The organism is Kitasatospora sp. NPDC056800 (assembly GCF_042789775.1).
GTDB lineage: Bacteria > Actinomycetota > Actinomycetes > Streptomycetales > Streptomycetaceae > Kitasatospora.
In genome coordinates, this window is record NZ_JBHUAL010000248.1 from 1 (window position 1) to 13,312 (window position 13,312).

Genomic DNA, 13,312 nt, shown 5'->3' on the forward strand with positions numbered 1-13,312 from the left:
CCCGGGAAACTCCGGGAACGGCAGGGCCTCACGGCGTTCCGGCCCGTGTCCGGGCCGGCCGAGGTGTCAGCCCCGGGCGGTGTCAGCCCAGCGCGAGGTTGCGCAGCACCAGCCCGGTGGCCGGCTTCGGCCCGAAGGAGGTGGACTTGCGCGGCATGGTGACGCCCTGCTCGGCCAGCCGTCGCACCACGGACTCCCGGACCGGGTGCAGCAGGACGGCGGTGCCGCCGGTGCGCGCGGCCTCCTGTTCGGCGGCCACGGCGGTGTGCAGGTAGCCGATGTCGTCCGGGCCGTCGGGGACGTGCCAGGTGCGGTCCAGCAGGGTGGCGTGCAGGACGGTGGCGTCCAGGTGGCGCCACTCCTCGGGCCGGCCGTGCGGCACGGTGGCGTCGAGCAGGGACTCCTCGGGCTCGCCGAGCAGCCAGTAGACGCCGTCGCCGCCGGTCAGGACGAAGCCGTTGCCGCCGTGCCGCTTCTGCTCGGCGAGGGCCTGGAGCGCGGCGGACAGCGGCCCGGGGACCTCCTTGACCTTCCACTGGTCGCCGAGCCGCTCCAGCGCCTCGGCCACCGGCAGCCGGTACAGCACGCGGTGGATGGCCCGGACCCGCAGCGGGTAGCGGGCGGTGTCCACCAGGAGCACCATGCCGCGGTCCCAGGGGCTGCGCGGCAGGTGGCGGTGCTCGCGCTGGAGGCGGAGGTACATCTCCCAGCGGTGGTGGCCGTCGGCGATCAGCGCCCGGCAGGTGGCCAGGTCGCGGCTGATCTCGGCGATCTCGGCCGGGGCGGTGACCGCCCAGAGGCGGTGGTGGGTGCCGTCGCTGGTGGCGGTGGAGAGCAGCGGCTCGCGTTCGACCGTCCGCTCGATCACGCCGGAGGCGCCGCCGCCGCCCCGGTAGGTGAGCAGCAGCGGTTCCAGGTTGGCCCGGGTGGTGCGCATCAGGCCGACCCGGTCGGCGACCGGCCGGGGCATCACGTCCTCGTGCGGGAGCACCACGCCGCCCTCGCGGCCGCTCACCGCGAGGGCGCCGATCAGGCCGCGCTGGAGCAGCTCGGGGGAGTCGGCGGTGGCCGGGAGCCGCTGCTCGTAGACGTAGATCGCGGGCTCGGGGTCGGCGGCCAGGACGCCCTCGCGCTGCCAGGCGGCCAGCAGCCGGGCGGCGTGCCGGTAGCGGGTGTCGCGGTCGGGGCGGTCGCCGGCGTCCTCGGGCTCGGGCCTGGGCAGGATCAGCCGGACCACGTTGTGCGGGTCGGCGGTCTCCAGGTCGAGCCGGCGGCCCGGGTCCACGACGTCGTACGGCGGGGACGTCACGGCGGCCAGGGTGCCGACCCGGTCGGGGACGTAGCGCAGGCCGCGGAAGGGGGACAGGGACAGGCCGGCGGTGGCGACGTGCCCGGGATCGCCGGGGCCGCCCTCGGGAGTCTCGACTCCGTCTTCTGCACTGGGTGTGCTCATTCTGGGCATCGTAACCGGGTACGCGTTGTTGAGAGATCGGAATACCCGTGCCGATCTGTGGGGCGGGTGTGCGACCGAGGGCGAGGTACGGCATGGACGACGGGCAGGAACGGGTGGACGGCGGCGGCCCGGCCGAGTCGGGCGGGCCGGTCGGTGCCACCCGCGGGGACGCTCCGGCCGACGGCGTGCCAGGCGACGGTTCGACGGCCGGTGCGGTGCCGGTCGGTTCGGAGGCGGGTCCGGAGACCGGTGTGGAGTCCGGCGCGGTGCCGGTCGGCGGGGTGCCGCGGCAGAGCCGCTCCGGGGAGCCCACCGGGGACGTCTACGACTGGTTCCGCCGGGGTGCCCAGCTGCTGGCGCAGGGGCATCCGGCGGCCGCCGAGCAGCTGCTCGCCCGGGCGGTGGCGGCCGAGCCGCACTCGCGCAGCATCCGGGAGGCGCTGGCGCGGGCCCAGTTCGACGCGGGCTCGTACGCGGCGGCGCTGGCGAACTTCCGTGCCGTGGCGCTCGCCGATCCGGCGGACGACTACGCTCAGTTCGGATGGGGCGTCTCGGCGGCCCGGCTGGGCGACTTCGAGACCTCCGCCGAGCACCTGGCGCTGGCCGTGGCGATGCGGCCGGAGTCCGACCACTACCGGCAGGCGTTGCGGCAGACCAGGGCGACCCTGGCGGCCCGCGCCGGGGCGTACGGCCCGCTGCTGCCGGGAGCCCCCGGGTACGTGGAGCCCCCGGCGGGCGCCGAGGGCCCGGCCGGCGGAACGGCGGGCACCGCCGGTGCCGACGGCGCCGCCTGACCGGTGGGCGCCGCGACCCGGCCGGACGCGGTACGAGGCGCCGGGCCGGAGGCCGTACCTGACACCCTGACGCACGAGGACGTGCGACACGGACGACGCAGTGAACGACGACGCAGTGAATGAGGTAGCGCAGCCATGACCGAGACGGCCACCCCCGTGCGACGGACCGCCCCCGGAGGCAGCGAGCGGCCACTGACCGACGCGTACGACACCGCGCTGCTCGACCTGGACGGCGTGGTCTACGCCGGCGCGCACGCGATCGAGCACGCGGTGGACGCCCTGGACGCGGCCCGGACGGCCGGGATGCGGCTCGCGTACGTGACCAACAACGCCTCCCGCCCGCCGCGGGTGGTCGCCGAGCACCTGACCGAGCTGGGCGTCCCGGCCGAGCCGGCCGACGTGATCAACTCGGCCCAGGCCGCCGCCCGGCTGGTCGCCGAGAAGGTGCCGGCCGGCTCGAAGGTGCTGGTCGTGGGCGGTCTCGGGCTGGAGGAGGCGCTGGCCGAGCTGGGGCTGGTCGCGGTCCGCTCGCTGGCCGACGGGCCGCTCGCGGTGGTCCAGGGCTTCGACCCCTCGGTGGGGTGGACGGACCTCGCGGAGGCCGCGTACGCGGTGCAGAGCGGCCTGCCCTGGGTGGCGTCCAACCTGGACCTGACGGTGCCGAGGGCCCGCGGCATCGCGCCCGGCAACGGCACCCTGGTGGCGGCCGTGCGGGCGGCGACCGGGGTGGAGCCGGAGGTGGCGGGCAAGCCGCTGCCGCCGATGCACCGGGAGACCGTGCTGCGCACCGGCGCGGAGCGGCCGCTGGTGGTCGGGGACCGGCTGGACACCGACATCGAGGGCGCGTTCAACGGCGGGGTGGACAGCCTGCTGGTGTTCACCGGCGTGACCACCCCGGAGCTGCTGCTGGCGGCCCCGGTCGAGCACCGGCCGACCTACCTGGCGGCGGACCTGCGCGGACTGCTCGTCCCGCACCCGGCGGTGACGCCGGTGGACGGCGGCTTCGGGTGCGGCGGCTGGGTCGCGGGCGTCGAGGCCGGGGTGCTGCGGCTGTCCGGGGCCGGGGACCGCTGGGACGGCCTGCGGGCGCTGTGCGCGGCCGCGTGGACGGTGCTGGACGCGGGCGGCGCGCCGGTGGACGGCCGGAAGGCGCTGGCCGACCTGGGGTTCTGAGGACGGTCCGGCGGTCGGCGGATACGGCGGCCGGGGTCAGAGCAGGGTGCGCAGCCGCAGCAGGTCGCGGAAGCCCGCCTCCAGCCTGACCCGGCCGCTCGCCCACGCGGAGGCGAAGTTGAGCCGCCCGCCGACCAGCGCGACCAGGTCGTCGCTGCTCATGGTGAGCCGGATCTCCGCCTTCCCGGCCGGGGCGCCGGGGGCCACCACCACGTCCTGGATCCGGCCGTCGCGCAGCCGCCCGGTGAAGGTCAGGTCGAGGTCGGTGATCCGGCAGCTGAGCGAGCGGTTGAGGGCCGCGGCCTTGCGGACGTCGCCGGTGGACTTCGTCATGTTCCGGCTGAGCTGCTCCAGCGCCTCCCGGCACTCCTCGGCGTTCGCCACGGGCCGGCTCCCTCCCCCGGTCACTACGGTGCTGACTGCGGGCCACGGTACCTCAGGAGGGTTTTGGCGGTAGCGTCGTCGGTGGGGTGCCCGGAACGGCGCCCGGGTACTGAGGGCGACGGAGCGACGCCCAGAGGCGATTGGGAGGCACCCGGATGCTGCCGAGGACGGTTCGGGGAGTGGTGGAGACCGCCGCCGGAGTGGTCGAGGAGGTCGGCAAGCTGGTCGTCGGGACGGCGAGCTCGATCCTGGAGAAGGCCGGGGTCGACGTCGCCGGGGTCGAGCGCAGGCTGGGCGGCCAGTTCCCGCCGTCGGTGGAGACCCTGCAGACCCTCGCCGGGGAGGCGGTCACCGCCGGGCGGGCCGGGGTGGACCTGGCCGTCGGCGTGGCGCGCAACGAGGCGGAGAAGGTCTTCGAGAAGGTCGGCGACCAGGTGACCAAGGTCGGCGTGGTGCTGGCATACCTGGAGACCAAGCTGCGCGAGGTCGAGGAGGAGGCCCCGGCGGCCGCGTCCGGGCCGGGGGCGTACGGGGCCGAGGAGCCGGTGCCGGCGCCGCGGGCCGGCGACCTCTTCGGGCGCGGCTGGGAGGCCGAGGAGGAGCGGTCGGCCGCCCGGACGGTGGGTGAGCCGATAGTCGCCGAGCGGGTGGAGGTGGACGAGCCGGTCGAGGTCGACCCGCCGGTCCCGCCCGTTTCGTCCGTCCCGCGGGTGTCCGCGGTCGCCCCGGCCCCGCGGGAGGAGCCCGCGGCGGAGGAGAGCACCGCCGGGAAGAGCTCCGCTGGGAAGGCCGCCGCCGAGAAGAGCACGGCGAAGAAGGCCACCCCGGCGAAGAAGACGCCGGCGAAGAAGACATCGGCCAAGAAGACGTCGGCCAAGACGACTCAGGCAGGGAAGGCCGCCGCGAAGCGGACGACGACCGTCAAGAAGTCCGCCACCCCCCGGCAGACCGAGGCCGGAACCGAGCCCGGGACGCCCGCGAAGCGTGCGGCGACCAGGAAGACCACCGTCCGCAAGGCCACCAGCACGAAGAAGCCCGGCGACCCGAAGAAGTCCGACGACGCGAAGAAGCCCGATGCCCGAGACGAGTGAACCGCCCCGGTCCGTCCGGCACGCCGGGCCGCCGGCACCGCTCGACGCGGTGCTCCCCGCCGAGCTGCTCGGCATCGAGCTGCTCCCCACCGGCCACCCCAGGGTGGACGCCGGACTGGCCCGGCTGGAGGCCCTGGACGGGGTCCCCGCCGAGGCACACGTCGCAGTGTACGAAGATGTTCACCAGCGGCTCGTCGACACACTGGCCGCGCTCGACCAGGAATGACCCGCAGGATCCGTAGGAGCTGAAACACCAGTGGCAGTGGCACGACGTCGACTCGACGCGGAATTGGTCCGCCGCAAGCTGGCCCGATCGCGTGAGCACGCGTCCGAGCTGATCGCCGCCGGCCGGGTGACGGTCGGCGGCGCCACCGCGACCAAGCCGGCCACCCAGGTGGAGACCTCGGCGGCGGTCGTGGTGGCGAAGGACGAGAACGACCCCGACTACGTCTCGCGCGGCGGCCACAAGCTCGCCGGCGCGTTCGCGGCCTTCGTGCCACAGGGCCTGGTCGTCGAGGGCCGCCGGGCGCTGGACGCGGGCGCGTCCACCGGCGGGTTCACCGACGTGCTGCTGCGGGCCGGGGCCGCGCACGTGCTGGCGGTGGACGTCGGCTACGGACAGCTCGCCTGGTCGCTGCAGAGCGACGAGCGGGTCACCGTGATGGACCGCACCAATGTGCGCGAGCTGACGCCGGAGCTGATCGGCGGCACCCGGGTCGACCTGGTGGTGGGCGACCTGTCGTTCATCTCGCTCGGCCTGGTGCTCCCGGCTCTCGCCTCCTGCGCGGCCGAGGACGCGGACCTGGTGCTGATGGTCAAGCCCCAGTTCGAGATCGGCAAGGAGCGGCTGGGCAGCGGCGGGGTGGTGCGCAGCCCGCAGCTGCGCGCCGAGATGGTGCGCCAGGTCGCGGGGCAGGCGTGGGAGCTCGGGCTGGGCGTGCGCGCGGTCACCGCGAGCCCCCTGCCGGGGCCGTCCGGCAACGTCGAGTACTTCCTCTGGCTGCGCCGTGACGCTCCGCGGCTGGACCCCGCGGACGCGGACCGGGCCGTGGCGGAGGGGCCCCGGTAGGGTGCCTTGCGAGCGTCCGGCCCGTCATGTCGTATGGCGCGGCCGCCCCGGGACCAAGGGCGACCCGGCAGGCGTTAGGGAGAGGGCAGCGGCATGAGCGATGAAGAACGTACGGTCTTCCTGATCGCGCACACCGGCCGGGAGACGGCGCTGCGCAGCGTCGAGGCCCTGGTGCACGGGCTGCTGAAGGTGGGGCTCCGGATCAGACTGCTGGAAGCCGAGGCGGTGGACCTGGACCTGCCGGAGGGCGTCGAGAAGGTCACCGAGGGCCCCGGGGCGGCGGACGGCTGCGAGCTGATCCTGGTGGCCGGCGGGGACGGGACGCTGCTGCGCGGGGCGGAGCTGGCGCGCTCCCACGGGCTGCCGATGCTCGGGATCAACCTGGGCCGGGTGGGCTTCCTCGCCGAGGCCGAGCGGGACGACCTGGCCGTGGTCGTCGAGCGGGTGGTCGACGCCGACTACGAGGTCGAGGAGCGGATGACGATCGACGTCATCGTCCGCACCAACGGCGACGTGGTGCACGAGGACTGGGCGCTGAACGAGGCCTCGATCGAGAAGGCGTCCCGGGAGCGGATGCTGGAGGTGGTGACCGAGGTGGACGGCCGTCCGGTCTCCAACTTCGGCTGCGACGGCGTGGTGTGCGCGACGCCGACCGGGTCCACCGCGTACGCGTTCTCCGGCGGCGGGCCGGTGGTGTGGCCGGAGGTGGAGGCGCTGCTGATGGTGCCGATCTCCGCGCACGCGCTGTTCGCCCGCCCGCTGGTGACCTCGCCGGAGTCGGTGCTGGCGGTCGAGGTGCAGCCCAAGACCCCGCACGGGGTGCTCTGGTGCGACGGGCGGCGTTCGGTCGAACTGCCCGCCGGGGCGCGGGTGGAGGTCCGCCGGGGCCGGACGCCGGTGCGGCTGGCCAGACTGCACCGGGCGCCGTTCACCGACCGGCTGGTGGCCAAGTTCGCGCTGCCGGTGACGGGTTGGCGCGGCCGGGCCGACCACCAGTAGCCGCGGTCGGCTGCGGTACGGCCGACCGCGGCCCGTACGGACGCGGTTCGTCCGACTGCGGCACGGCCGGTCGCGGCCCGCGCGAACGCGCCAAAGTTCCCGCGCGCCAAGGGACTTGCCCCGCCGGGCGGCCGTCAGACCGCCAGCGGCTGGGACTCGTCCGCCGGTTCGAGGCGTCCGCCGGCCGCCGCCTGGGCGGCCAGGTCGGCGAGGCGTTCGACGGCGGCGGGGACGGTCGCGGCGGGCACGGTGACCGGGAGGCGGATGTGGTGCTCGAAGGCGCCGTCCGAACCGAAGCGATTGCCGGAGGCGATCCGCACCCCGCTGCGCTCCCCGGCCCGGGCCAGCGCCGCGCCGGACAGGCCGTCCGTGGAGACCCACAGTGAGAGCCCGCCCGACGGCATGGTGAAGCTCCACCCGGGCAGCCGTTCGGGCAGGGCGGCGGCGAAGGCCCGCGCGGTGGCCCGCAGCCGGGTCAGCTGGTGCTCCCGCACGTCGGGCAGCGGATCGCCCAGCAGCTCGGCGGCGATCAGCTGGTCCAGCACCGGGGTGCCGACGTCGCTGTAGACCCGCTCGGTGGCCAGCCGGCGTACCAGCGCGGGCGCGGCCCGGACCCAGCCGATCCGCAGGCCGCCCCAGAGCAGCTTGCCCGCCGAGCCGACGGTGACCACCTGGGCGGCGCGGTCCAGGGCCGCCGTCGGGCGCGGCAGCGGCGTGGACGGCGGTACGCCCCAGCCGAGTTCGGCGGTGGTCTCGTCGGCCAGCACGATGCTCCCGGCGGCCCTGGCGGCGGCCAGCAGTTCGCGGCGCTGCTCCTCGTCGATCAGCGCGCCGGTCGGGTTGTGGAAGTCCGGGATCACGTACGCGACCCGGGGGCCGGCCCCGCGCAGCACTCGCCGCCACTCGTCGAGGTCCCAGGTGGGCCGCGGCGTCCAGGTGTACGGCACCGGGACCAGGCGGGCGCCGGCCAGCCGCAGCGCCTGCAGGGTGTGGGCGTAGCTGGGCGCCTCGACGGCGACCCGGTCGCCGCGGCCGACCAGCGCCCGCTGGAGCAGGTGCAGGCCGCCCATCGCGCCGGTGGTGATCAGGATCTGGTCGGGGGTGGTGGGCAGTCCGCGCTCGGTGAAGCGGCGGGCGACGGCCTCGCGCAGCACCGGGACGCCGGTGGGGTAGTGGCCGTGCCCGGCGGCGTAGTACGGCAGCTGTTCGACGGCCCGGGCGGCGGCCTGGCCGACCCAGGGCTGGGGGGCGGGCGGGGCGGCGACGCCGAGGTCGAGGATGCGGCCCTGCTCGTCCGGCGGGACGGGGTGCAGGGCCTCACCGGGCGGCGGGGCGCCCTCGGGCAGGGCGGTCCAGCTGCCCGCGCCGCGCCGGCTGCGCAGGTAGCCGTCGCCGCGCAGGGTCTCGTACGCGGTGGCGACGGTGGTGCGGCTCATCGCCAGTGCGGTGGCCAGCTCGCGTTCGGCGGGCAGCCGGGCGCCGACCGGCAGCCGGCCCTCGGTGACCAGCAGCCGGATCTGTCCGGCCAGGGTGCGGTAGGCGGGGCGGCGGGCGGCGGCCGGCTCGGGGAGCCGGGCGGTGGTGAGCAGCCGCGCGAGTGCGGGCGGGGTGACGGTGGTGTGCCAGTCGACCATGGCTGAAAAGTCCACTTGCTCGGGATTGGCCCTGGAGCGGGCAGCTTTGGACTGGCCATCATGGCAGGGCGGCCATGCCGGCCGCCACCACCGGGCGCCCCGGTGGTGCAGCACCACCGCAGGAGCAGGCCTTGGCCACCACGACCACACCAGGATCAGCCACCCCCACCAGACCCGGACCGGCCGCCGGGCGGACGCTCGCCGTCCGGGTGTTCGGCGACACCCACGCCCTCGGCCGCCGGATACCGCAGCTGTTCGTCGGCCTCGCCCTGTACGGCGTGAGCATGGCGCTGATGCTCCGCGCCGGCCTCGGCCTCGACCCCTGGGACGTCCTGCACCAGGGCCTGCAGCGCACCATCGGCCTCTCCGTCGGCACCTGGGTGACGATCTGCGGCGCCCTCGTCCTGCTGCTGTGGATCCCGCTGCGCCAGCGCCCGGGCCTGGGCACCGTCGCCAACGTGCTGGTGATCGGCGCGGCCATGGACCTCACCCTGCGGGTCGTCGACGGCCCCGGCGCCCTGCCCGCCAGGATCGCGCTGACGGCCGCGGCGATCGCCCTCAACGGGCTGGCCAGCGGCCTCTACATCGGCGCCCGGCTCGGCCCCGGCCCGCGCGACGGCCTGATGACCGGCCTGCACCGGCGCACCGGCCGCTCGCTGCGGCTGATCCGCACCGGCATCGAGGTGACGGTCCTCACCGCCGGGCTGCTGCTCGGCGGCACCGCCGGGGCCGGCACCGTCGCGTACGCGCTGGCCATCGGCCCGCTGGTGCAGCTCCTGCTGCCCTGGTGCACCGTCCCGGTGCCCGCCGAGGACGCCCGGAAGGGATGAACTTCCGGGCACGGAGTTGCCGCGCGCCGTTGTCGCTCGTCGCGCGCCGGGGGCGGAACCTCGTAAGGTCGTCTCCGTGTTGGACGAGATGCGGATACGGGATCTTGGGGTCATCGACGACGCGGTGGTCGAACTCGCCCCCGGCTTCACCGCCGTGACCGGTGAGACCGGCGCCGGGAAGACCATGGTCGTGACCAGCCTCGGCCTGCTGCTGGGGGGACGCGCCGACCCGGGCCTGGTGCGCAACGGCACCGGACGCGCCGTCGTGGAGGGCCGCCTGGAGCTGCCCCCCGGCTCCCCGGCGGCGGTCCGCGCGCTCGAGGCCGGGGCCGAACTGGACGACGGCGCGCTGCTGATCAGCCGGACCGTCTCCGCCGAGGGCCGCTCCCGGGCGCACGTCGGCGGCCGGTCCGTCCCGGTCGGGCTGCTCGCCGAACTCGGCGAGGACCTGATCGCCGTGCACGGCCAGACCGACCAGCAGCGCCTGCTGCGCCCGGCCCGCCAGCGCGGCGCGCTGGACCGGTACGCGGGCGCCTCGGTGGCCGGGCCGCTGGCCCGCTACCGGGAGACCTACCGCGTCCTGCGCGAGGTCTCCGCGACCCTGGAGGAGCTGACCACCCGGGCCCGCGAGCGCGCCCAGGAGGCCGACCTGCTGCGCTTCGGCCTGGACGAGATCGCCGCCGCCGAGCCGGTGGCCGGCGAGGACGCCGAGCTGGCCGCCGAGGCCGAGCGGCTCGGCCACGCCGACGCGCTGTCCTCCGCCGCGACCCTCGCCCACGCGGCCCTGGCCGGCGACCCGGTCGACCCGGAGGCGCTGGACGCGGGCACCCTGCTCGCCCAGTCCCGCCGGGCCCTGGACGCGGTGCGCCACCACGACGAGCGGCTGGCCGCCCTGGCCGACCGCCTCAACGAGGTCGGCTACCTGCTCGCCGACGTGGCCGGCGACCTGGCCGGCTACGCGGACGACCTGGACGCCGACCCGGTGCGCCTGGCCGCCGTTGAGGACCGCCGGGCCGTCCTGGCCCAGCTGCTGCGCAAGTACGGCGGCGAGGAGAACTCGCTCGCCGAGGTGATCGCCTGGGCCGAGGCCAGCGCGGTGCGGCTCGCCGAGCTCGACGGCGACGACGACCGGATCGACGAGCTCGGCGCCCGGGAGAGCGAGCTGCGGGCCGAGCTGGCCGAGCTGGCCGCCGAGGTGTCGCAGGCCCGGTACGCCGCGGCCGGGCGGTTCGCCGACGCGGTCTCCGCCGAACTCGCCGAACTGGCCATGCCGCACGCCCGGGTGACCTTCGCGATCGGCCAGGTCGACGACCTGGCCGGGATCGAGGTCGGCGGGCGCACCGTCGCGTACGGGCCGCACGGCGTGGACGAGGTCGAGGTGCTGCTCGCCCCGCACCCCGGCGCCCAGCCGCGCCCGATCGCCAAGGGCGCCTCCGGCGGTGAGCTGTCGCGCGTGATGCTCGCCGTCGAGGTGGTCTTCGCGGGCGCCGACCCCGTCCCCACCTACCTGTTCGACGAGGTGGACGCGGGCGTCGGCGGCAAGGCGGCGGTCGAGATCGGCCGCCGGCTGGCCAAGCTCGCCGAGTCCGCCCAGGTCGTGGTGGTCACCCACCTCCCGCAGGTCGCCGCGTTCGCCGACCGGCACCTGGTGGTGGAGAAGACCAACGACGGCACCGTGACCCGCAGCGGTGTCAAGGTGCTGAACGACGAGGAGCGGGTGCGCGAACTCTCCCGGATGCTGGCCGGCCTGGAGGACTCGGAACTGGGCCGCGCCCACGCCGAGGAACTGCTGGCCGCGGCCCGGGCCCCGCGCCGCCGCTAGCCGGGGCCGGCGGCCCCCCGGACGTCGGCGACGCGCCCCCGTGGCGCCGACTGTCCAAGAGGGCCGCCGACCTGGCATCGTGGCGGCTGGACACTGGCTTCCCAGCCCCGAGCGCCGCCGGGCGGGCAATCCTCGCGAAGCGGCGCGCGAACCTGATCGAGTCGGATGCGAGACGACGTGGACCATTCCGCCGCCCGGGCCACCGCGGCCGTCCCTGAACCGGGGCAGCTGCACGTGGTACTCGTCCTGGCCGCCAGCACCGGCGGCATCGGTGCGCACGTGCGCTCCCTGGCCCAGGGCCTGGTCGCACACGGGGTGAACGTCACGGTCTGCGCGCCGGCCGGCACGGACGCGCTGTTCGGCTTCTCCCGTACGGGCGCCAGGTTCCACACCGTCGACATCACCCCCACCGCGGGAGCCCGCAGCGACGCCACCGCGATCGGCGAGCTGCGCCGGGCCTTCACCGGCGCCGACGTGGTGCACGCCCACGGGCTGCGCGCCGGGCTGCTGTCCGACCTGGCGCTGCGCACCGCGGGCCGCTTCCCGGGCCTGCGCCCCGAGACCCCGCTGGTGGTCACCTCGCACCACGCGCTGCTGGCCACCGGCATGGAGCGCCGGCTGCAGCGGCTGATGGAGCGCCGGGTGGCGCGCGCCGCCGACCTGGTCCTCGGCGCCTCCTCCGACCTGGTCGCCCGGGCCCGCGAACTGGGCGCCACCGACGCCCGACTGGGCCCGGTCGCGGCGCCGCCGATGCCCGAGGGCCTGCTCGGCCGCGCCGAGGCGCGCGCCGCGCTGCTCGGCGACGGCCCGGACCGTCCGCTGGTGCTGGCGGTCGGCCGGCTCGTCCCGCAGAAGGCCTTCGGGCTGCTGCTGGACGCCACCCGGGAGCTGTCCGCGCTGGACCCGGAGCCGCTCGTGCTGCTCGCCGGGGACGGCCCGGAGGCGGGCGCGCTGCGCGAGCGGGCGGCCGCGGAGAAGCTGCCGGTGCGGCTGCTCGGCTACCGGACGGACGTGCCCGACCTGCTGGCCGCCGCCGACGTGGTGGTGGTCCCCAGCCGCTGGGAGGCCCGCTCGCTGGTGGTGCAGGAGGCGATGCGGGCCGGCGTGCCGGTGGTCGCCACCGCCGTCGGCGGCATCCCCGAACTGGTCGGGGACGCCGCCGAGCTGGTGCCTCCCGGCGACCCGGCGGCGCTCGGCCGCGCGGTGCGCGCCCTGCTGGCCGACCCGGCCCGCCGCGAGCGGCAGGTGGCGGCCGGCCGGCAGCAGGCCGACACCTGGCCGGACGAGGCCGCCACCGTCGCCCAGGTGCTCAGCACCTACGACGAGCTGGTGCAGCGGGGCTAGGTCCGCTCCTAGACCGTGGCCCGCTCGGCCCGGTCGGTGGCCGGCCCGTCCGGCTGGGCGGACAGGTACGCCGCGCCGCAGGCGGTCAGCCGCAGGGCGGTGTCGATCAGCGGGACGTGGCTGAAGGCCTGCGGGAAGTTGCCGACCTGGCGCTTGAGGCGCGGGTCCCACTCCTCGGCGAGCAGGCCGACGTCGTTGCGCAGCGCGAGCAGCCGGTCGAACAGCTCGCGGGCCTCCTGGACCCGGCCGATCATGGCGAGGTCGTCGGCCAGCCAGAACGAGCAGGCCAGGAAGGCGCCCTCGTGGCCGGAGAGGCCGTCCACGTTGTTGCCCGACTCGTCGTGGGTGGGGTAGCGCAGCACGAAGCCGTCCTCGGTGGACAGTTCGCGCTGGATGGCCTCGATGGTGCCGATGACGCGCTTGTCGTCGGCGGGCAGGAAGCCGACCTGGGGGATCAGCAGCAGCGAGGCGTCCAGCTCCTTGCCGCCGTAGTACTGGGTGAAGGTGTTGCGCTCCGGGTCGTAGCCCTTCTCGCAGACGTCGGCGTGGATGGTGTCGCGCAGCGCGCGCCAGCGTTCCAGGTGGCCGCCGGTGGGCTCGTCCTCGGGGGTCTGCTCCAGGAGCTTGATGGTGCGGTCGACGGCGACCCAGGCCATGACCTTGGAGTGGACGAAGTGGCGGCGGGGGCCGCGGACCTCCCAGATGCCCTCGTCGGGGTT

The 13,312-nt window shown here is 76.0% G+C and carries 13 protein-coding genes; 9 read left to right on the top strand and 4 right to left on the bottom strand.

Annotation, left to right across the window (positions count from 1 at the left end):
- Nucleotides 1-82 precede the first annotated feature (82 nt).
- Nucleotides 83-1,453, bottom strand: coding sequence for a DUF1015 family protein (locus tag ACFRQN_RS36115; protein ID WP_082345921.1), 1,371 nt, complete (start codon nucleotides 1,451-1,453; stop codon nucleotides 83-85).
- Nucleotides 1,454-1,545: 92 nt separating this feature from the next.
- On the opposite strand from ACFRQN_RS36115, the gene ACFRQN_RS36120 reads away from it, so the two are divergent.
- A complete protein-coding gene (locus ACFRQN_RS36120; RefSeq protein ID WP_380744752.1) occupies nucleotides 1,546-2,247 on the top strand; it encodes a tetratricopeptide repeat protein in 702 nt (233 codons plus the stop codon).
- Between the two features lie 135 nt (nucleotides 2,248-2,382).
- The gene (locus tag ACFRQN_RS36125; RefSeq protein ID WP_049654729.1) at nucleotides 2,383-3,420 is read left to right on the top strand and encodes an HAD-IIA family hydrolase; all 1,038 of its coding nucleotides are present in this window, start codon (nucleotides 2,383-2,385) and stop codon (nucleotides 3,418-3,420) included.
- A 36-nt stretch (nucleotides 3,421-3,456) separates the two neighbouring features.
- On the opposite strand, the gene ACFRQN_RS36130 is transcribed toward ACFRQN_RS36125, so the two are convergent.
- Nucleotides 3,457-3,804 (bottom strand): SCP2 sterol-binding domain-containing protein, encoded by a 348-nt coding sequence (locus tag ACFRQN_RS36130; protein WP_380744754.1) that lies wholly within the window; start codon nucleotides 3,802-3,804, stop codon nucleotides 3,457-3,459.
- Between the two features lie 179 nt (nucleotides 3,805-3,983).
- On the opposite strand from ACFRQN_RS36130, the gene ACFRQN_RS36135 reads away from it, so the two are divergent.
- The 4 genes from ACFRQN_RS36135 (at nucleotide 3,984) to ACFRQN_RS36150 (ending at nucleotide 6,963) form a co-directional block, all read left to right on the top strand.
- Nucleotides 3,984-4,895 carry a hypothetical protein gene (locus ACFRQN_RS36135; RefSeq protein WP_380744756.1) on the top strand — a complete coding sequence of 304 codons (912 nt, stop codon included), beginning with the start codon at nucleotides 3,984-3,986 and terminating at the stop codon, nucleotides 4,893-4,895.
- Nucleotides 4,879-5,121 (top strand): hypothetical protein, encoded by a 243-nt coding sequence (locus tag ACFRQN_RS36140; protein ID WP_380744758.1) that lies wholly within the window; start codon nucleotides 4,879-4,881, stop codon nucleotides 5,119-5,121. Before ACFRQN_RS36135 ends, ACFRQN_RS36140 begins: the two co-directional genes overlap by 17 nt.
- A gap of 36 nt (nucleotides 5,122-5,157) precedes the next feature.
- Complete coding sequence (locus tag ACFRQN_RS36145) at nucleotides 5,158-5,964, top strand: TlyA family RNA methyltransferase (protein ID WP_074004683.1); 807 nt, start codon at nucleotides 5,158-5,160, stop codon at nucleotides 5,962-5,964.
- A gap of 93 nt (nucleotides 5,965-6,057) precedes the next feature.
- Nucleotides 6,058-6,963 carry an NAD kinase gene (locus tag ACFRQN_RS36150; protein ID WP_049654720.1) on the top strand — a complete coding sequence of 302 codons (906 nt, stop codon included), beginning with the start codon at nucleotides 6,058-6,060 and terminating at the stop codon, nucleotides 6,961-6,963.
- Between the two features lie 134 nt (nucleotides 6,964-7,097).
- Here the strand turns inward: ACFRQN_RS36150 and ACFRQN_RS36155 are convergent, their stop codons facing one another.
- The gene (locus ACFRQN_RS36155) at nucleotides 7,098-8,597 is read right to left on the bottom strand and encodes a PLP-dependent aminotransferase family protein (RefSeq protein ID WP_375875572.1); all 1,500 of its coding nucleotides are present in this window, start codon (nucleotides 8,595-8,597) and stop codon (nucleotides 7,098-7,100) included.
- A gap of 131 nt (nucleotides 8,598-8,728) precedes the next feature.
- On the opposite strand from ACFRQN_RS36155, the gene ACFRQN_RS36160 reads away from it, so the two are divergent.
- The 3 genes from ACFRQN_RS36160 (at nucleotide 8,729) to ACFRQN_RS36170 (ending at nucleotide 12,593) form a co-directional block, all read left to right on the top strand.
- Nucleotides 8,729-9,427: a hypothetical protein gene (locus ACFRQN_RS36160; protein ID WP_074004685.1), complete on the top strand. Its 699-nt coding sequence runs from the start codon at nucleotides 8,729-8,731 to the stop codon at nucleotides 9,425-9,427.
- An 88-nt stretch (nucleotides 9,428-9,515) separates the two neighbouring features.
- Nucleotides 9,516-11,249, top strand: a complete 1,734-nt coding sequence (recN, locus tag ACFRQN_RS36165) for a DNA repair protein RecN (protein WP_198959457.1) — start codon at nucleotides 9,516-9,518, stop codon at nucleotides 11,247-11,249.
- 165 nt (nucleotides 11,250-11,414) lie between these two features.
- Entirely contained in the window at nucleotides 11,415-12,593 is a 1,179-nt protein-coding gene (locus ACFRQN_RS36170; protein ID WP_074004687.1) for a glycosyltransferase family 4 protein, read from the top strand.
- Nucleotides 12,594-12,601: 8 nt separating this feature from the next.
- Here ACFRQN_RS36170 and ACFRQN_RS36175 read toward each other — a convergent pair.
- Nucleotides 12,602-13,312 (bottom strand): glycoside hydrolase family 15 protein (locus ACFRQN_RS36175; protein ID WP_380744761.1); only part of this gene is annotated, 711 nt, incomplete at its 5' end.

What these genes read in the sequence shown, in the direction of transcription:
- ACFRQN_RS36115 (WP_082345921.1), bottom strand. Translation starts at nt 1,453, where the DNA reads ATGAGCACACCCAGTGCAGAAGACGGAGTCGAGACTCCCGAGGGCGGC.
- ACFRQN_RS36120 (WP_380744752.1), top strand. Translation starts at nt 1,546, where the DNA reads ATGGACGACGGGCAGGAACGGGTGGACGGCGGCGGCCCGGCCGAGTCG.
- ACFRQN_RS36125 (WP_049654729.1), top strand. Translation starts at nt 2,383, where the DNA reads ATGACCGAGACGGCCACCCCCGTGCGACGGACCGCCCCCGGAGGCAGC.
- ACFRQN_RS36140 (WP_380744758.1), top strand. Translation starts at nt 4,879, where the DNA reads ATGCCCGAGACGAGTGAACCGCCCCGGTCCGTCCGGCACGCCGGGCCG.
- ACFRQN_RS36150 (WP_049654720.1), top strand. Translation starts at nt 6,058, where the DNA reads ATGAGCGATGAAGAACGTACGGTCTTCCTGATCGCGCACACCGGCCGG.
- ACFRQN_RS36155 (WP_375875572.1), bottom strand. Translation starts at nt 8,597, where the DNA reads ATGGTCGACTGGCACACCACCGTCACCCCGCCCGCACTCGCGCGGCTG.
- recN (WP_198959457.1), top strand. Translation starts at nt 9,516, where the DNA reads ATGCGGATACGGGATCTTGGGGTCATCGACGACGCGGTGGTCGAACTC.
- ACFRQN_RS36170 (WP_074004687.1), top strand. Translation starts at nt 11,415, where the DNA reads ATGCGAGACGACGTGGACCATTCCGCCGCCCGGGCCACCGCGGCCGTC.